The 17,576-nt window shown below is 61.6% G+C and carries 16 protein-coding genes; 13 read left to right on the forward strand and 3 right to left on the reverse strand.

Going from position 1 to position 17,576, the window contains the following annotated elements:
* Positions 1 to 2: 2 nt before the first annotated feature.
* Both WN982_RS39540 and WN982_RS39545 read right to left on the reverse strand, forming a co-directional pair.
* The gene (locus tag WN982_RS39540) at positions 3 to 1,439 is read right to left on the reverse strand and encodes a cytochrome c peroxidase (RefSeq protein WP_341317377.1); all 1,437 of its coding nucleotides are present in this window, start codon (positions 1,437 to 1,439) and stop codon (positions 3 to 5) included.
* Positions 1,440 to 1,543: 104 nt separating this feature from the next.
* Positions 1,544 to 3,229 carry an alkaline phosphatase family protein gene (locus WN982_RS39545; protein WP_341317378.1) on the reverse strand — a complete coding sequence of 562 codons (1,686 nt, stop codon included), beginning with the start codon at positions 3,227 to 3,229 and terminating at the stop codon, positions 1,544 to 1,546.
* A 635-nt stretch (positions 3,230 to 3,864) separates the two neighbouring features.
* Here WN982_RS39545 and WN982_RS39550 point away from each other — a divergent pair.
* The 12 genes from WN982_RS39550 (at position 3,865) to WN982_RS39605 (ending at position 16,812) form a co-directional block, all read left to right on the forward strand.
* Positions 3,865 to 4,227 (forward strand): hypothetical protein, encoded by a 363-nt coding sequence (locus tag WN982_RS39550; RefSeq protein ID WP_341317379.1) that lies wholly within the window; start codon positions 3,865 to 3,867, stop codon positions 4,225 to 4,227.
* Between the two features lie 92 nt (positions 4,228 to 4,319).
* Positions 4,320 to 5,615, forward strand: coding sequence for a TolC family protein (locus tag WN982_RS39555; RefSeq protein WP_341317380.1), 1,296 nt, complete (start codon positions 4,320 to 4,322; stop codon positions 5,613 to 5,615).
* Positions 5,616 to 5,626: 11 nt separating this feature from the next.
* Entirely contained in the window at positions 5,627 to 7,174 is a 1,548-nt protein-coding gene (locus WN982_RS39560) for an efflux RND transporter periplasmic adaptor subunit (protein ID WP_341317381.1), read from the forward strand.
* Positions 7,171 to 10,377 (forward strand): efflux RND transporter permease subunit, encoded by a 3,207-nt coding sequence (locus WN982_RS39565; RefSeq protein ID WP_341317382.1) that lies wholly within the window; start codon positions 7,171 to 7,173, stop codon positions 10,375 to 10,377. The genes WN982_RS39560 and WN982_RS39565 overlap by 4 nt, the downstream gene beginning before the upstream one ends.
* Complete coding sequence (locus WN982_RS39570; RefSeq protein ID WP_341317383.1) at positions 10,374 to 10,730, forward strand: copper-binding protein; 357 nt, start codon at positions 10,374 to 10,376, stop codon at positions 10,728 to 10,730. Before WN982_RS39565 ends, WN982_RS39570 begins: the two co-directional genes overlap by 4 nt.
* Before the next feature lie 161 nt (positions 10,731 to 10,891).
* Complete coding sequence (gene dsbD, locus WN982_RS39575; protein WP_341317384.1) at positions 10,892 to 12,700, forward strand: protein-disulfide reductase DsbD; 1,809 nt, start codon at positions 10,892 to 10,894, stop codon at positions 12,698 to 12,700.
* Positions 12,701 to 12,770: 70 nt separating this feature from the next.
* Positions 12,771 to 13,127, forward strand: a complete 357-nt coding sequence (locus tag WN982_RS39580) for a hypothetical protein (protein ID WP_341317385.1) — start codon at positions 12,771 to 12,773, stop codon at positions 13,125 to 13,127.
* A 403-nt stretch (positions 13,128 to 13,530) separates the two neighbouring features.
* Positions 13,531 to 13,689, forward strand: coding sequence for a hypothetical protein (locus WN982_RS39585; protein WP_341317386.1), 159 nt, complete (start codon positions 13,531 to 13,533; stop codon positions 13,687 to 13,689).
* Positions 13,690 to 13,716: 27 nt separating this feature from the next.
* Positions 13,717 to 14,295 (forward strand): PCYCGC motif-containing (lipo)protein, encoded by a 579-nt coding sequence (locus WN982_RS39590; RefSeq protein ID WP_341317387.1) that lies wholly within the window; start codon positions 13,717 to 13,719, stop codon positions 14,293 to 14,295.
* A gap of 63 nt (positions 14,296 to 14,358) precedes the next feature.
* Positions 14,359 to 14,676 (forward strand): P-II family nitrogen regulator, encoded by a 318-nt coding sequence (locus WN982_RS39595; protein ID WP_341317388.1) that lies wholly within the window; start codon positions 14,359 to 14,361, stop codon positions 14,674 to 14,676.
* 85 nt (positions 14,677 to 14,761) lie between these two features.
* Complete coding sequence (locus tag WN982_RS39600; RefSeq protein ID WP_341317389.1) at positions 14,762 to 16,423, forward strand: multicopper oxidase domain-containing protein; 1,662 nt, start codon at positions 14,762 to 14,764, stop codon at positions 16,421 to 16,423.
* Positions 16,424 to 16,500: 77 nt separating this feature from the next.
* The gene (locus tag WN982_RS39605) at positions 16,501 to 16,812 is read left to right on the forward strand and encodes a high-potential iron-sulfur protein (protein WP_341317390.1); all 312 of its coding nucleotides are present in this window, start codon (positions 16,501 to 16,503) and stop codon (positions 16,810 to 16,812) included.
* 70 nt (positions 16,813 to 16,882) lie between these two features.
* Here the strand turns inward: WN982_RS39605 and WN982_RS39610 are convergent, their stop codons facing one another.
* On the reverse strand, positions 16,883 to 17,032 hold the full coding sequence (locus WN982_RS39610) for a hypothetical protein (RefSeq protein ID WP_341317391.1): 150 nt from the start codon (positions 17,030 to 17,032) through the stop codon (positions 16,883 to 16,885).
* On the opposite strand from WN982_RS39610, the gene WN982_RS39615 reads away from it, so the two are divergent.
* A complete protein-coding gene (locus WN982_RS39615) occupies positions 17,031 to 17,555 on the forward strand; it encodes a TlpA disulfide reductase family protein (RefSeq protein WP_341317392.1) in 525 nt (174 codons plus the stop codon). The genes WN982_RS39610 and WN982_RS39615 overlap by 2 nt on opposite strands.
* Positions 17,556 to 17,576 lie beyond the last annotated feature (21 nt).

Genomic DNA, 17,576 nt, shown 5'->3' on the forward strand with positions numbered 1-17,576 from the left:
GCTCAGCGCGCGCTAACCTTGTACCCATCGTTGAGCGTCTTCAGGAACGCGATGATGTCGCGAATGTCTTCATCGCTCATCGCGGGCTTGTCGCCGAATTTGCGGTCGAACGGCGCGTCTTTGTCGTCGATGTTTGCCTGGTACTTCGCTGGCAGATCATCGTACTTCTGAATCTTTCCATCAGGGCCGCGCGGGTAGAACTTCTGCGGCGCGGTATTGCGTTCGTTGTAAAACGCCATGACGTCCTCGAGCGAACGATAAACGCCGTTATGGAAGAACACCTGGCGTGTGGCGACGTTGCGCAGCGTCGGCGTGAGGAACATCCCGCAATACTGCGTCTGGTCCTTCAGGTCGGTACGGAAGGGCCCGCAGATGCCCATGTCGAAGAAGCCGTGGTCCCGGTTGGCGGCAAGGCTGGCATTCCGTGGCACGCCGAGCGCCTCGTACTGATAATCCGTGAACATCGGCGGCAGGCCGTCGGAACCCGGCTTCGAAAGATGGCAGCCCGCACAGTTCGCCTTGTTCGGGTCGTTGAACAGACGCAACCCGTGCAGTTCCGCCTGACTGAGCCGTGCTTTTCCTTCAAGCCAATAGTCGTATTTGCTGGTGTAAGGATGAAACGATTGCTCTTCCACCTGGTAGCGCGCAATGGCAAACATGGCCTCTGACATGGCGAGGTCCGTGTTTTCGAAAACGTTCGGACCGAATAGCTGAATGAAGTCGTTCCTGTACGGCGTGCGCTGAAGCTTCGCCAGGACGTCGGCCATGCTCGCATTCGCCATTTCGACCGGGTTCAACATCGGACCGGATGCCTGTGCCTGGAGCGTGTCGGCGCGGCCGTCCCAGAACATGCCGCCTTGCGGCACCAGCGCAGGCGCGGCAGGTGCAACCCCCGCGTTTTTCTGAGCCTTTTCCACGCCCGCCGCCTGACTCGCAATCTGCGCCAGATCGGGCGCATTGTCCGCGTCGCCGCTATCCGGGCCGATGCTGAAATTCGGTTGCCGGTAGAGGTACATGAGTGACTGCGGCGGCCGGTAGCCTTGCTGCGACAGAGCGGGCCCGCCTAACTGAACAGCCAGATTGTTCGCTGGCCCGTACGAGTGCTCCGGGCTATGACACGACGCACATGACTGGCGACCGGACGCGGAGAGCGTCGGGTCGAAAAATATCTTCTTGCCGAGTTGCGCCACGGCGCTGAGCTGAGCCGGTGCAACCGGGCGCTGGAGCGCGATGGGGTTTGCATTCGCCCCCGTGAGGTCTTCGACAAGCGCGCCGACTGCGGCTGGACCCCGCGACGGGTACGCCAACGCCCAGACACAAAAACCGATCGACGCGATAAGCACGGCGGCGACGAGCAACGCCAGAATGCGCCGGGCGCTGTACCGCGACGGATGCTGAGGAGGACGTGATTCGACGGGACGAGCTGCGGAAGCGGGCATAGGGGCAACGGCAAGGAAGCTAAAAACGAAAAATGTTGCCAACCCCGAAAAGGTTGGCAACACGGAGATACCGTCTAGCTACGCGTCGACGCGTAGCGCGGAACTTAGATAGCAGGGACCGACGCGACCGGCGTGCCCAGGTTCGGGTCGACGAACAAAGTCGGGTTGTTGCCGCCGCCGTTGAAGTTGAACAGGCCCATGATGCTGCCTGCCGTCGCATCGAAGGAGCCGCCGCCGATCCGCTGGCTGCCCAGCCAGTTATCTTCGATGAAGCGAACCACGGACGCCTGGCTAATCAGGGTATGGTCGACATAATTGGCCTTCGCCCACGGCGAAATTACGAGGAACGGGATGCGCGTGCCAGGGCCGCAACGACCGTTGACCGCAGCGCCGCTCACACCGACCGGAGCCGTTCCCGTGCCGCACTTGCCGGCGCCGTTCAACTGGTCCGCCTGAGCATCGAATGACGAAGACGTCGGGTTCGCAAAGGCATGGTCGTACCAGCCATCCGAATCGTCCCACGCGACAATCACGGCCGTGCTCTTCCAGTCAGGCTGTTGTTGGAGGAAGTTGACGATCTTGGCCGTGAACGCCTGTTCGTCGAGCGGGTCGGAGTAGCCTGCATGGCCGTCCTGGAACGCCGGCGCCTTGATGAAGCTGACCGACGGATAGTTGCCTGCCTTCACGGATGCAAAGAAGTCGTCGGTGTCGTACTGGTGATTGGCCGGGTCAGCCGTCTTGCCATCCGACTGTAGCGTGTAGCCGATGGCTGCAGTCGCGCTCGGGCGCAAGTGCTGCGGGTTCGCCGTCGATGCGTAGTACTGGAACCAGTTGTGGTGCGGGATGTAGTCGGCCGTTGCCTGTCCGACCACCGGCGACACCGTGCTGCGCTTGCAGCCCGTCGTGCCGTTGCTGTTGGTGGTCGCGAGGTTGAAGCCGCCCATGAAGCCGCCCCAAGTGATGCTCTTCGCGTTGAGCAGGTCGCCGATGTTCTTGCCGGACATCAGGATCTGGTCAGTCGTGCTGGAGCACAAGTCCGCAGCCGGGTCGGCGTCGTTGATCAGCGTGATGCCGCCTTGACCGTCGTTGACGTAATACGAGTGCGATGCCGTCGACAGATTGAACGGTTGCTGGCTGGTCTTGACGAGCTGCACGCCGTTGTTCTGACCGGAGATCACTTCAAGTGCGCCCGGAGTCGATGGGCCATACGTATCCGTATAAGCGTTGTCGCTCATCGCAAAGTGCTGCGCCCAGTTCCACATCGCCGACACGGTGTTGCCGTCGTAGTAGCCCATGACCTGGCCAGTCGTACCGAAGGCGCCGGCGCCGCCGCTCGAACCCTTACCCGTGAACTTCGGGAAAAGGTCGGCAGCGCCGTTGTCGTACGCTTGCTGCTCCGCCGTGTACGCGTGGTTCTGGTCGGCCGTCGCGGCCTGAGTGCGGTCCAGCCGGAACGGATTGGCAGCGCCCGTGCCGTTCGCGGTGTTCGTGAAGTTCGGGTTGGCGGTCAGCAACGTGCCGCTCAGGCCGTTCACCGTCGGCGTGCCGGCCGCAGCCGTGAACGCAGGTTCGCCAGCCGGGTTCGCCGCATTCGGATAGGTGGCGAAGTAGTGGTCGAACGAGACGTTCTCGTTATAGATCACGACCACATGCTTGATGGGCGTCGACGTGGTCAACTGATTCTGCGCTGAAACGGTGGTAAGCGAATTGCCGTTGTTGCCACCGCACGCATACAGCGCGACCGCCATTGCTATGCCTGATACGCCAAAAAGGAAGGCTCGGGAAAGCATACGTTTTAACTCCGGGTATTATTTTTGCTCGTTATTTTTCGACCGCGGTTCGTGGCGAACTCAGCGGGCGCGTGGGGACCGTTTGAAAACCCACGTACATTGGAGCATCTCGTCGTTACCGTGAAATGGCGCTTTGCTTACCCGGCTATTACGTTGCTGGTGCGATCTCAAGCTTATTGAAGGACTTCGTGGAGACACGTGCGAAGGCGTACTGAAGGGCGTACATCTGCGTACCCTCCTGTCTATGAATGAGTGCCGGCTGGCGCTCGATGGTCCGTACGACGAAGAAGTTCGAAAGCAGTATGTTTGCCGTTGCCGTTGCCGTTGTCCTTGCCGAACCGCAACCTGTCACCGGACGATGCTCCAGGTTGCCGCATGAGTGCATTTACCCAAAGACACCGCAGTGCATTACCCCAAACACACAGGTGGGCAATACCCCACGACGCAGGCGTGCGCGTGGCAGGTGACCACGAACGTGCCAGCGTCGATGTCTTTAAACGTCAGGCGGCGCGGTATCGATGCCGACACGGTTTTTCGCCGGGCAATCATGCGCCCACCCTTTACCAAACCGTGAGGGGGCAATCGGGTAGACGTCGCTACAAACTGACCATATTTTTCACGCTATAATTCCCGCCATGAAATTCCTCCGGACATTGCTCCTTCTGTTGCTCTGCGCTGCGCTGCCCATCAGTGGGCTGGCAGCCAGCGGCTTGACGGGAGCGTGTCCGATGCAGATGAGTATGGGCGCAGATGAAAGCAGCGCCATGTCACCGGATATGTCCGGCTGCGAAAATATGAAGCCCGTACCAGCCGGGAAGACCAAAGGGTTTTCCTGCAAGGTAACGGCGCAATGCCAGGTCGGCAGTTTGTATCATCCCGTCTCCGCCACTGAGGTAACCCGCCCGGCGGGACTGGCCAGTCCAGTTGTATTCCACTACGCGCAGTCGCTCTCCGTCCGTGAACCGGCCGGACTCTGGCGACCTCCTCGCGCCATCTAATCCCTTGCTGACAGGTTCACCGCATTTGCGGTGAGGTCGTCCTGCGTTCAGGACGTGGACTCCCTTTGAGAGTCCGCCGTTGGGGTTAGACCATGCTTTTAACTATTGGCACGCCGTCATGCCGGCGTGTACCACTGCGCGCGCGTTCGTTTTTTGCCGCGCTGATTCTCGTGAGCGTTGCCGCGCGCGCTCAGGAAATGCCCGTCACGCTCGATGCGGCGCTCCAGTCCGCCACCGACCGCTCTGCCGCCATGGGGGCGGCGCAAGCGTCCGTGCGAGCCAGCTCAGAGGCGGTCACCAGTGCTGGCCAGTTGCCGGACCCGATGCTCAAGGCTGGCGTCGACAACCTGCCGGTGAACGGACCGCAACGGTTCACCATCGGCCAGGATTTCATGACGATGCGGCGCATCGGAATCGAACAGGAATGGGTCTCGCCTGAAAAGCGCCGGCTACGGTCGGCGCTGGCGAACCAGGTCGTCGACCGCGAACGGTCGGGCTATCTCACGCAATTCACTAACGTGCGTCAGCAAACCGCGACCGCGTGGCTGAACGCAGCCTACGCAAAAAAAACGGTGTCGTTGCAGCAGGAGCTGATCATGCACATGACGCATGAGCTTACAGCCACGCAAGCCTCCTATCGGGGTGCAAAAGCGTCGGCGGCCGACGTCACGCAAGCCCAGCTCATGCTGGCGCAGACGCAGGACCAGCTGCTCAAGGCACAACAGACATTGCAGACCGCACTGATTGCGCTGTCGCGATGGACTGCCGCACCGGTCACTGACGTAGCCGGCGAACCGCCGGCACCCCAGTCGTTCGTCACGTCCCTGCCGCCCGAGGAACTGCGGCACGTGGAGCCGGCGCTCATCGCGGCTTCTGCAGAGATTGCCGTCGCTGATGCCGACACCGCCGTTGCGAACAGCAACCGCAGCCCCAACTGGACGTGGGAAGTCTCATACCAGCAGCGCGGCGGGGCGTACTCGAACATGGTGTCGGTTGGCGTCAGCATCCCGCTGCCCATCCATCGCAAGAACTACCAGGACCGGGACGCTGCCGGAAAAGCGGAACTCGGGACCAAGGCACGCCTGATGTATGAGGACACCCAGCGGCAGGTCGAAGCAGATGTGCGGACGCTGTCAGCCACCCTGGCCAACGGCCGCGAGCGCATTGCCAGTCTCAATCAGGCCTTGCTGCCGGCGGCCGGCCAGCGCGTACAACTGGCGACGGCGGCGTACAAGGCCGGCACGGGCTCACTCGCCGACACATTCGCTGCCAGACGTGCGCAACTCGATGCGCAATTGCAGGTGCTCGACCTCCAGCGTGATGTATCCCTGACGTGGGCGCAGCTGGAATACCAGGTCGTGCCCGCCACCATGTCCGCCGCTCAGTGAAGGAGAACGCTATGGAAAAGAAACAACTGGCGCGCGCGGTTCTGGCTGTGTTTGCCGCTGCCGTGCTCGTGGGTGCAGGTTATGTTGCAGGCACGCATCGCGAGGCGATGGGTGGCGCAAGCGCTGTTGCGGCTACATCGTCCAGCGACAAAATCGATCCGAAGAGTGGCCGGAAGGTGCTGTACTGGCACGATCCGATGGTGCCGAACCAGCATTTCGACAAGCCGGGCAAGTCGCCTTTCATGAACATGCAGCTCGAGCCGGTCTATGCGGACGAAGGCGGGTCGAGCGGCATCAGGATTGACGCGGGATTGCAGCAGAATCTGGGCATTCGATACGCGACGGTACGGCGGCAGGACACGGCAGAAAGTTTCGATGCGGTGGGTACGACGCAGTTCGATGAGTCTATGGCGGACGTCGTCCAGTCGCGGGTGACGGGCTACATCGACCGTCTGTACGCGAGCGCCCCGATGCAGCGCGTGGCGAAGGGCGCGCCCATCGCGTCGCTCTTCGTTCCCGACTGGCTGGCGCCGCAGGAGGAATATCTGGCGCTGAAGCACGGCGGCATGGATGACAGCATGCTGGCCGCTTCCCGGGCGCGGATGCGGGCAATGTCGATTCCGGAGGGCGTCATTGCCAGTCTCGACCGGACCGGCAAGGCGCAGACGCACGTCACGCTGTCCGCGCCGGAAACCGGCGTGCTGACCGAACTCAATGTGCGCGATGGCGCGATGGTGTCGCCCGGCCAGACGCTGGCCAAGGTATCTGGGCTGAGCAGACTATGGCTCATCGTCGAAGTACCCGAGGCGCTGGCCCTTCAAGTGCGGCCCGGGATGACTGTGGACGCGGTGTTTGCCGGTGACCCGGCACAACATTTCACGGGACACATCCGCGAAATCCTGCCGGGCATCAGCACGAGCAGCCGAACGCTGCAGGCGCGTCTCGAAATCGACAATGCCGGGCTGAAGCTGACGCCGGGGATGCTGATGCGCGCGCGTATCGGAGCAGCGAAACCTGTGTCGCGCCTTCTCGTACCTTCGGAAGCGGTAATTACCACCGGCAAGCGGTCCGTCGTGATCGCCAGGAACAGCGACGGTCGGCTGCAACCCGTTGCAGTCACGATCGGCAACGATGCCGGAGACAGCACGGAAGTGACTGGCGGTCTGACGGAAGGCCAGCAGGTCGTCGCATCGGGTCAGTTCCTGATCGACTCCGAAGCGAGCTTGAAGTCCGTGCTGCCGAAACTGGAAGGCGCCGCCGCGCCCAGCGGCGCAGCGTCTGCAACGTCCGCCGCGGTGCCCGCCGCCGGCGCTGCCGCGACCGCTGCTCAAACCTACGAAACGACCGGCAAGGTTGAAAAGGTTACGCCCGGTGACATCACGTTCTCGCACCAACCCGTGCCGGCACTGGGCTGGGGCGCGATGACGATGACGTTTGGCAAGCCATCGCCGACTGCCTTCCCGGACGTGAAGCCGGGCGAGGTCGTGCACTTCGTCTTCAGGCAATCGGATGACGGATACCAGTTGACGAAGGTCGAACCAGCGGGAGGTGCCAAATGATTGCCCGCCTGATTCGCTGGTCGATCCACAACCGGTTTCTGGTGCTGCTCGCGACCCTGCTCGTTACCGCCTGGGGCGTGTATTCCGTGACGCAGACACCGCTCGATGCGCTGCCCGACCTGTCGGACACGCAGGTCATTATCAAGGCGTCGTATCCCGGCAAGGCGCCGCAGGTCATTGAAGATCAGGTGACCTATCCGCTCACGACGACACTGCTCGGTGTGCCGGGCGCGAAAACGATCCGCGCGTATTCGTCGTTCGGCGATGCATTTGTCTACGTGCTGTTCGACGACAAGACGGACCAGTACTGGGCACGCTCGCGGGTACTCGAATACCTGAACCAGGTGCAGAGCCGCCTGCCGCAGGGCGCGACCGTTTCGCTTGGGCCCGACGCGACCGGTGTGGGCTGGGTGTACGAGTATGCACTTGTCGACAGGACCGGACAGCACGACCTCGGACAACTGCGTGCACTGAATGACTGGTTCCTGAAGTTCGAACTGAAGTCAGTGCCGGACGTCTCCGAAGTCGCAAGTATCGGCGGCATGGTGCGGCAATACCAGGTCGTCCTTGACCCGGACAAGCTGCGAGCCTACAACCTGACGCAAGCCGCCGTCGCGGACGCGCTCGGCAAGGCCAACCAGGAGTCGGGTGGCTCGGTGGTGGAACTGGCCGAGTCCGAGTACATGGTTCGGTCGTCCGGGTATCTCCGTTCACTAGATGACTTCCGCAACATCGTGCTGCGCACCAACGACACGGGCACGCCGGTGCTGCTGGGGGATGTTGCTCGCATCCAGATCGGGCCAGAGATGCGCCGCGGCATCGCCGAGCTGAACGGCGAAGGCGAAGTCGCGGGTGGCGTGATCGTGATGCGTTCCGGCAAGAACGCGCTGACGACTATCGACGCGGTGAAAGCGAAACTGGCTGACCTGAAGCGGTCATTGCCGGCTGGCGTGGAAGTTGTGACGACTTACGACCGCTCCCAGCTCATCGAACGCGCGGTCGACAACCTCAAGGACAAGCTCATCGAGGAGTTCATCATCGTCGGGCTCGTGTGCGCGGTGTTCCTGTTCCACTTGCGCAGTGCTTTCGTTGCGATCCTGTCGCTGCCGTTGGGCGTGCTGGCTGCGTTCATCGTGATGCGCTATCAGGGCGTCAACGCGAACCTTATGTCACTGGGCGGCATTGCGATTGCCATAGGCGCGATGATCGACGCCGCCATCGTGATGATTGAGAACGCTCACAAGCACCTTGAAGCGTACGACCACGACCATCCGGGCGAACCTATCACGACGACACAGCGCTGGGAGCTCATCGCGACATCGGCGGCAGAGGTAGGGCCGGCATTGTTCTTCTCGCTGCTCATCATCACGCTGTCGTTCATCCCGGTGTTCTCGCTGGAAGGACAGGAAGGGAAGCTCTTTTCGCCACTGGCATTTACCAAGACGTACACGATTGCCGCTGCGGCTGGCCTGTCGGTGACGCTTGTGCCGGTGCTGATGGGCTACCTCATTCGCGGCCGGATCCCACACGAGAACGCCAATCCGATCAACCGCGTACTGATTCGACTGTACAGACCGCTGCTCGAAGCGACGCTGCGCCGGCCGTGGGTCGCGATTGGGCTGGCGGTCGTCGCGCTTGCCATCACGCTGATTCCCGTGTCGCGGCTCGGTGGCGAGTTCATGCCGCCGCTCGACGAGGGCGACCTGCTCTACATGCCGACGGCGCTACCGGGTATCTCGGCAGACAAGGCGGCCGAACTGCTGCAGCAGACGGACCGCCTGATCAAGACCGTGCCGGAAGTGGCAACCGTATTCGGCAAGTCAGGCCGCGCGGACACGGCGACCGACCCGGCGCCGTTCGAGATGTTCGAGACCACTATCCAGTTCAAGCCACGTAGTGAATGGCGCCCAGGCATGACGCCTGAGAAGCTGGTCGATGAACTCGATGCACGGGTGAAAATTCCAGGTCTGTCGAACGTCTGGGTGCCGCCGATCCGCAACCGGCTGGACATGCTGTCGACCGGCATCAAGACGCCCGTGGGGGTCAAGATTTCCGGCGCGGATCTCGGACAGATCGACAGGATCGCCACACAGGTGGAGGCTGCGGTGAAGAACGTTCCAGGCGTCACGTCGGCGCTTGCGGAACGCCTGAACGGCGGGCACTACGTCGACGTCGACATCGACCGGCTGGCGGCCGCCCGCTACGGGATGTCGGTTGCTGACATCCAGTCGGTCGTGTCGTCGGCGGTCGGCGGCGACAACGTCGGCGAGGTCATCGCGGGTCGCGAGCGTTTTCCGATCAATATCCGCTATCCACGCGAGGTCCGGGACTCGGTCGACAATCTGCGCCAGTTGCCGGTGGTCACGGACCGGGGCGCGCAGATCACGCTGGGCGACGTAGCTGTCATCAGGATTGCCGATGGCCCACCCATGATCCGTAGTGAAAATGCGCGGCTGTCGGGCTATGTCTACGTCGACATTCGCGATACAGACCTGCAATCGGCAGTGAAGGCGATGCAGCAGGCCGTATCGCAGAACGTCGTATTGCCGCCTGGCTATTCGATCGCCTGGTCCGGCCAGTTCGAGTACCTCGAACGCGCGGCAGCCAAGTTGCGTACCGTGATTCCGGTCACGCTCGTGGTCATCTTCGTGCTGCTCTTCCTGACCTTCAACTCGGCGGCCGACGCGCTCCTGCTGATGTCGACCGTGCCCTTCGCGCTGGTCGGCGGCTTCTGGCTGATCTGGATTCTCGGTCACGCCGTGTCTGTCGCGACGGCCGTAGGATTCATCGCACTCTCAGGGGTCGCGGCCGAGTTTGGGGTCGTGATGCTCCTGTACCTGAAGGGGGCGCTCAACAGTCGGCTTGAGCGAGGCGAGCCATTCACGGAGGCGACACTCGTGGACGCTATTCGTGAGGGCGCCGTGCTGCGGGTCAGACCGAAGGCCATGACGGTCGCGGTGGTGCTGGCGGGCCTCATTCCGATCATGCTGGGCCATGGTGCCGGGTCCGAAGTCATGCAGCGTATCGCCGCGCCGATGGTGGGTGGGATGGTGACCGCGCCGCTCCTGTCGATGCTCATCATTCCGGCAGCCTGGCTGCTGCTGCAACGCCGTCGCGTTATCCGTACCAAAAAAGCGTCTCAACCTCATGCAGTACCAATTGGCACGTCCGTGCCGCAAACCCTCCCTGGAGAAAACCAATGAAGAAGTTGATTATCGTATCCGCTATGGTCTGTACAGCTACTGCGTTTGCCGGCACCGCGCTGGCAGCCGACGATATGGCGGGTATGAAAATGAAGACAGGTGCCATGGACACAGCTTCATCGACAGACACCGCACTCACTGACGCGGTGGTCAAGAAGGTCGACCCGTCGACCGGCATGGTGACGCTGAAGCACGGCGCGTTGAACAACGTTGGCATGCCGCCGATGACGATGGCATTCAAGGCGAAGGACGCTGCGATGGTCAAGCAGGTCAAGGAAGGTGAGAAGGTCAAGGTCCGCGTTGAAAGCGTCAATGGCACGCTGACCATCGTGAAACTGGAAAAACAGCAGTGATAGGGCGCTGACGCCATCACCCCAGGTCCGTCTCGTAACGGCGGGCCTGGGGTCGCGTTTTCGCTCACGTCTTGCGTAGGAGCATTGCCATGCGAATGACATCATCCAGTACAAGCCGCGGCACTCGCTGTCTCGCGGAAACGCTGAATCGGGCGTTGCGCATGGTGTTCGCCTTTCTGCTTGTGCTCGCTCCATTCGCTGCGCATGCAGTGAGCGAGTCCGATCTGCTGCCACCCCGTGATGCCTTCCCACTGAAGGTCAGCCTCAGCGGGCCGCAGCAGGTGACGCTCGATTTCGGTACAAAACCGGGGTACTACCTGTATCGCGACCGCTTCAGCTTCGCGGTGGATGGCGTGCCCGTGAAGCCGGCCGGGATGCCGGCGTCAGAATCGAAGAATGACCCGACGTTCGGGGTGGTGCAGGTTTATCACCGGCCAGTGCAACTACAGCTTCCTCTTCCTCATGTCATCGCATCGGGCATCGTGCTTTCCGTCACGTCGCAGGGCTGCTCGGACCTTGGCGTGTGTTATCCCCCGCTGGCGCGGACCTACCGGATCGCGGCCGACGGGACCGTCACCGCCATCGTGCAGGACGGGACCGCAACGGCAACGACAACGACAGGCTCGGGTGAAACCACAGTTGCCGGTGAAAATCGGAGGCTTACTGTTTTCGGTCTGAATCTGCGACCGGCGAACGGTCTTGGTGTACCTGAATTACTGGGCTTCCTCCTGGCCGGCCTGTTGATGGCGGGCACGGTGTGCATGTATCCGCTGATCCCGATCGTGACCGCCGTTATCGGTGGCACCCGGGACCTACCGCACCGGTGGCGTGGCTTCGCGTTGTCGTTCACCTATGTGCAAGGACTCGCGCTGACCTATGCGCTGGCAGGCACCGTTGCGGCGCTTGCCGGCATTCCGTTGGTGACACTGACGCAGAAACCCTGGGTACTGGCCGGCTTCGGCGTGCTCATGGTGCTCTTTGCACTTGCCATGTTCGGGGTGTTCCGACTGCAGTTACCCGCAAGCGCGCAGACTCGCCTGACCGAATGGAGCAATCGTCTGCCCCGGGGCCGGATTGTTCCGGTGTTCGTGATGGGCATGCTCTCCGCGCTGATTGTCGGGCCGTGCTCCACACCGGCACTGGCGGGCGCGCTACTGTATATCGCCAATAGCCGTGACGTGATCGGCGGAGCGCTGGCCCTCTATGTGATGGGCGTCGGAATCGGTCTTCCGCTGTTGCTGGTTGGCACGTTCGGGGCGCACGTTCTGCCCAGGTCGGGCCACTGGATGGTCGCGGTGCAGGACACGCTAGGTGTCATGCTGCTGGCTGCAGCCCTGTGGTTCGTTTATTCGCTACTGCCAGACTGGCTGCTGATGGTACTGATCGCGTTGCTGCTGGCCGGCTGCGGCATGATGCTGCGCGCCATCGACCCGTTGCCGCCAGATGCGGCTGGTGTTGTTCGTATAGGCAAGGCAGTCGGGCTATTGTTGCTGGTTGCCGGAGTCGCTGAATTCATTGGTGTTGCATCGGGCAACTTCGACGTTCTGAAACCGCTCGGCGGCGTGGTGCGCGTATCGTCACCGGTGAGCGCAAACGCGGACGCAAGTGCAACGGCGCGGTTTGAAATGGTACGGACGAGTGCCGAGTTAGACCAGGCGCTCAAGGCAGCGCGTGGCCAGCCAGTCATGCTGGATTTCTATGCGGACTGGTGCGTCACCTGCAAAGAACTCGAACGCTTCACCTTCGCTGACCCGCGAGTGGTGAATGAATTTGCGCACTGGAAACTGCTGAAGATTGATGTGACAAAGGGCACCACCGAGGACATCCTGATGCTGCGGCACTATGGCCTGTTCGGGCCGCCCGCACTGATTTTCTATGACCGCAACGGTGAGGAGCAAGATGACGCGCAGTTGGTAGGGTTTGTCGGTGCCGACGCGTTCCTGACGCACCTCAAACGATGGGACCGGTAGCTCATGAAACCGCTGTTGAGACCGTCGCCGCGTCGTGGCAACGTGCAGCCACAGCGCCTATACTGAATCCATGAAATTCTGGACCCGATTCGTCGCCTGCTTTCTCGTCGCGTGGTTGCCACTCGCCGGTTATGCCTCGCAGGCGACCGTGTGCCCAGAGATGTCGTCGTCCGCCATGCAACGACCAATGAGCGCCTCGCCCATGACCGGCACGGCGGCCAGTGCACAGAAGGCTGCCGCGCATGCCGCCCGGGCGGTGCTCGGGTGCCATGGTCATCCTGGCAGTCTTTCGTGCGGTATGGCTGCCCTCCCGACCACGCGCGCGATGCTCGACATTCCGTCATCGTCTTTGTTCCGCGCAACGATTCCTCTTCTCGCCGAGCAGTTCATCCCAGAACCGCTTCAGCCTCCCCCCCGGACCCTGTAATCCTCCATCGTCGAGTCACGATCCCGCTACTCGAGCGGTGGTTCGCGCACGTGCATGCCGCAGGCGGCCCGAAGCAGAGACTCGCATGTACATCCTCTATCACGCTTGCGGTGAGGCGGGTCCTGTTCGCGCACGCAATCAGATAGACACGTCCGAAAGACGCAATTCGAACCAACGCACCACGTCTGGAGAATTAAATGAACGCGAAATTTCTACTCATCGCCCCGCTATCGGCGCTCCTGTTGAGTGCGAGCGGATTGAGCATGGCTGCGACAGGAGGCAGTGACGCCCACCCCAAAGCCCAGCCGGAAATGCAGCGCAAGGGAGGCTCCGGGATGGGCGGGATAGCGTGCCACGGCGCTTTGTCAAGCTATCCCGCGCCGGGGCTGTAGCGGAGGCAGTCATGATTAGCAGATCTGGATTCCTGAACGTCGTGATTGTGATCTTCGCCGTCATCGGCCTTATCGCTGTGCTTGGCGTGGCGGGCATGGCCGTTTTACACGTAAGCATGATGCATGGCATGCGGTTCTGCGGTGCGGCCATGCATGTCAGGCCGCAATAGCGGTCTGTCGACCGAGGAGAGGCTGTCATGAAACATCGAGACCACAGCAGGAAAACGGCGAACACGCATGGAACTTCGGCGCCCATCGCCACACACCGCCCCGATGGCAGGAGATGGCGTCTGCTGGCACTGCTCATCCTCGCGCTCGCCGTCTTGCCTGCCGTGTACGCATTGTTGCCTCTCATCACGAGGCGCCGGCTGCTCCGGCTTGTCACCGCGAAACCGGATTTGCCCGCAGCGCCCGGTCGTCAACCAGCGTGGCAGGTTGGCATGCTGCGCCCGGACGGATTGCGCATCATTCCAAGCGGACGATCGGACGCATCTCACGTTCTTGATCCGAACCAGTTTTCCGACAAGGACATCAGGCACTCCTACTGGGTGGCGACACAGATACCCGCGGTACTGAACCAGCTCTACTGCTGGTGTGGCTGTGAAAACCGCGGCGTGCATCGCTCCAACCTGCAATGCTTCGAAGACAAGATGGCGGTCGACTGCGCGGTGTGCCAGGGCACCGCGGAAATCGCCTATCAGATGACGCGGAACGGGGTTCGGGACGCCGGGAAAATTCAGGCCGCGGTCGATGCCAAATGGGCACCAAAAGGGTGACCACCAAAGCTGGCCCAGGCAGTATGAATAACGCTTCATTCATCCGCTATTCAGGAGGAGATCATGGAAATCAGATGCGTTGTCGCCATCCTCAGGTCTGACATCCTGGAGACGCTCGAAAGGCGGCTCGGCGCGATTCACATCCACGGTGTCACGGTCAGCAAGGTCAAAGGATTCGGCGCACACCCGAACCTGTTTTCCAATGACTGGACGACCGAGCACATCAAGATCGAGATCTTCACTCAGGAGACGAATGTCGACGCCCTTGCCAGGGAGATCACGGCCATCGCGCACGCAGGCGCGGGCGGGGACGGAGTCGTCGCAGTTTTCCCCGTCGAAAGGTTCTTCCGTATCAGCACCTCGTCTGAAGCGATGCCTTGAGCCGCAAGGAGGACTTGCCGTCAATGACGGACTGGGTAGAACGTTCAATCAACGAGTCTGAAGCCTTGCGGGCACGGAGACCGACATGTTACGAATGGAGGATGCAACGCGGCGTGCCTTTCTGCGGGCGTCCGCTCTGTCCTGTCTTGTTGCTGCCGGTGCGTCCGGGCTTCTGACTCTGCGCGACGTCCGGGCGCAACCACGTGCCAGGAATCCGCAGTTCGTTCCGGACCTCGAGATCCAGTTGCGCGCCAGGGAAGACCACGTGCAGATCCTGCATGGAGAACCCACCCGCGTCTGGCGTTACGACGGCAAGGTCTTGAAGGGCGATCCGGGCGGTCTCGGTTTCCTGTCGAACGGTTACCTGCCGGTGTTGCGCGTGCAACGCGGTCAGAAAGTGAGGATCGACCTCGTCAACGAATTGCCCGAACCGACCATCATCCACTGGCACGGCCTGTACGTGCCGGCAGCCATGGATGGGCATCCGCGCAATGCTATTGCGACCGGCCAGCATTACGTCTACGAGTTTGAGGTGCTCAACCGGGCGGGGACGTACTGGTTCCATGCGCACCCGGACGGGCGTGCCGGCGCGCAGATCTACTTCGGCCAGGCCGGGCTCCTGATCGTCGCAGATGACGAGGAGGCAGCCCTCGGCTTGCCCAGTGGTGCGTACGATGTACCGCTGGTGATTCAGGACCGCGTGCTGGACGGCCAGAACCAGTTCACGTACCTGTCCGACAGCGATGGCGGAATGATGGGACGCGGCATGATGGGCGGTGGCGGCATGATGGGGCCGGGGATGATGGGCGGCGGCGGGATGATGGGTCGAGGCATGATGGGTGGTGATGGCATGGGGCAGATGATGGCGCGGATGATGGGTTTCCTGGGCGACCGGATTCTGGTCAACGGGAAGCCCGATTTCGTGTTGCCAGTAGCGACCCGCGCGTATCGCCTGAGGCTGCTGAATGCCTCGAACACGCGCATCTACAAGCTGGGCTGGAGCGACCGCTCGCCTCTCGCGATTATCGGTACCGACGGTGGACTGCTGGAGAGGCCGGTGATGCGTCCGTACGTCACGCTGTCACCCGCGGAACGCGCGGACATCTGGGTGGATTTCAGTCAGCGATCGATTGGAACTGAACTCACGCTGCAAAGCCTGGCGTTCGATGGCGAGATGGCAATGGGCGGCATGATGGGTAATGCATCACTACCGAACGGTGCGTCGTTCCCCGTCCTGAAGGTCCGGGTCGAACAGCGCGTGAATACAAAGGCCGAACTTCCAAAGCGGCTCGCGTCGCTACCGGTGGCTTTGCCTCGGGACGCGGTCAATGCACGAGCTCCGAAAGTGTTCAACATCACAATGGGGATGATGGTCTGGGGGATCAACGGGCGCAGCTTCGACATGGACAACGTGACGAAGACAGAAACCGTGAGGCGCAACAGCGCGGAACTCTGGGAATTCCGTAACGAGAAGTCGATGATGCTGATGGCTCATTCGATGCATGTCCACGGCCTGCAGTTCCGCGTGCTCGGCCGTACCGTACTGCCGGACTTCGTTTCCGCGCACCGCACCGTGGCTGCGGGACTGGTCGACGACGGGTGGAAAGACACCGTGCTGCTGATGCCCGGCGAGCGCGTCCGGTTGCTGCTCCGGTTCGAGCACTATGCAGGCATGTTTCTCTACCATTGCCACATGCTGGAGCACGAGGATACCGGTTTGATGCGCAACTATCTGATCGAGACGTAACGAGGTGGCGCCCGCTTCCGCGACTGCGCTATCCGGTCGCGAAGCGAAAACAGTGGAAGGTAATCTGGAGTGAAACCATGAAATCGTCCCGCCGTAGTTTCATCCTCAGTGTAGTGGGCGTTGCGTCGTCGCTCGTGCTCTCGCACGAAGCATGGGCCGAGGTCGCGCCAGTCCTCGAGACCGATGCGAATGCACAGGCGCTCGGGTACAGAACCGATGCAGGGAAGGTCGACCGTGCGAAGTACCCGAAGTTTCAGGTAGGGCAGGCGTGTGCGAACTGCCAGTTCTTCCAGGGCAAGGCCGGTAATGCAACGGCGCCCTGTACGATTTTTGCGGGCAAGCTGGTGAACGCGAAAGGGTGGTGCAGCGCGTACTTAAAGAAGACGTGAGGCGATTACGATCAGCAATACGGTCTGGGCGCCGGCAGTCCCGATTGGCGGTCCAGGTGCGGGCTCGATCTCAAGTCGTGGTCGCTGCAACGCCGGCTGCGTAAGCAGCAACATCGGTCATCCGGTGCCAGATGCATTGCGCAGCGATGGTCTGTACGGTTTGCCGGCATCTGGAGCCCGAAACGTTGACCGGCAGGTTGTTGGTGGGGAGTTTTATCATGGCTGGCCTTCGCAGGTTCAGGTTTTCAGTTAGCGGGATCCTCGCGGCTCTCGCGATCGCCGTCCTTGCCGCGGCGGCGTATATGACTCTGGGCAGGACAGAAACCGTTCCCGACGCGACGTTCACGTTGATGTCGGGGCAAAAGCTGAGTACCGCTGACCTGCGCGGCAAGGTGTACCTGGTCCATTTCTGGGCCACGAGTTGCGCAACCTGTATCAAGGAAATGCCGCAGATGATTCAGACCTACAACCGGTTCAGGGGCGAACACTTTGACTTCGTCGCAGTGGCGATGAGCTATGACCCGCCGTTGTATGTCAGGAATTACGCAGAGACCCATCATCTGCCGTTCAGGATAGTGATGGACGCGGACGGCAGCCTTGCACAGCAGTTTCATAACGTGCAACTCACTCCAACAACGTACGTCGTCGACGGGAAAGGCAGAGTCCTCAAGCGCATTCTTGGAGAGGCCGATTTTCCCGAACTGAACCGGATGATTGGCGAAGCGCTCTCGGAGTCGACGTAAGGAGAGCGCGGTAAAGACGCG

Source organism: Paraburkholderia sp. IMGN_8 (assembly GCF_038050405.1).
In the GTDB taxonomy this organism is placed as follows: Bacteria; Pseudomonadota; Gammaproteobacteria; order Burkholderiales; family Burkholderiaceae; genus Paraburkholderia.

Excerpts from the sequence above, each read along its gene's own strand:
- WN982_RS39540 (WP_341317377.1), bottom strand. The coding sequence starts at position 1,439 with ATGCCCGCTTCCGCAGCTCGTCCCGTCGAATCACGTCCTCCTCAGCAT.
- WN982_RS39545 (WP_341317378.1), bottom strand. The coding sequence starts at position 3,229 with ATGCTTTCCCGAGCCTTCCTTTTTGGCGTATCAGGCATAGCAATGGCG.
- WN982_RS39550 (WP_341317379.1), top strand. The coding sequence starts at position 3,865 with ATGAAATTCCTCCGGACATTGCTCCTTCTGTTGCTCTGCGCTGCGCTG.
- WN982_RS39555 (WP_341317380.1), top strand. The coding sequence starts at position 4,320 with ATGCTTTTAACTATTGGCACGCCGTCATGCCGGCGTGTACCACTGCGC.
- WN982_RS39560 (WP_341317381.1), top strand. The coding sequence starts at position 5,627 with ATGGAAAAGAAACAACTGGCGCGCGCGGTTCTGGCTGTGTTTGCCGCT.
- WN982_RS39565 (WP_341317382.1), top strand. The coding sequence starts at position 7,171 with ATGATTGCCCGCCTGATTCGCTGGTCGATCCACAACCGGTTTCTGGTG.
- WN982_RS39570 (WP_341317383.1), top strand. The coding sequence starts at position 10,374 with ATGAAGAAGTTGATTATCGTATCCGCTATGGTCTGTACAGCTACTGCG.
- dsbD (WP_341317384.1), top strand. The coding sequence starts at position 10,892 with ATGGTGTTCGCCTTTCTGCTTGTGCTCGCTCCATTCGCTGCGCATGCA.
- WN982_RS39580 (WP_341317385.1), top strand. The coding sequence starts at position 12,771 with ATGAAATTCTGGACCCGATTCGTCGCCTGCTTTCTCGTCGCGTGGTTG.
- WN982_RS39585 (WP_341317386.1), top strand. The coding sequence starts at position 13,531 with ATGATTAGCAGATCTGGATTCCTGAACGTCGTGATTGTGATCTTCGCC.
- WN982_RS39590 (WP_341317387.1), top strand. The coding sequence starts at position 13,717 with ATGAAACATCGAGACCACAGCAGGAAAACGGCGAACACGCATGGAACT.
- WN982_RS39595 (WP_341317388.1), top strand. The coding sequence starts at position 14,359 with ATGGAAATCAGATGCGTTGTCGCCATCCTCAGGTCTGACATCCTGGAG.
- WN982_RS39600 (WP_341317389.1), top strand. The coding sequence starts at position 14,762 with ATGTTACGAATGGAGGATGCAACGCGGCGTGCCTTTCTGCGGGCGTCC.
- WN982_RS39605 (WP_341317390.1), top strand. The coding sequence starts at position 16,501 with ATGAAATCGTCCCGCCGTAGTTTCATCCTCAGTGTAGTGGGCGTTGCG.
- WN982_RS39615 (WP_341317392.1), top strand. The coding sequence starts at position 17,031 with ATGGCTGGCCTTCGCAGGTTCAGGTTTTCAGTTAGCGGGATCCTCGCG.
- WN982_RS39610 (WP_341317391.1), bottom strand. The coding sequence starts at position 17,032 with ATGATAAAACTCCCCACCAACAACCTGCCGGTCAACGTTTCGGGCTCC.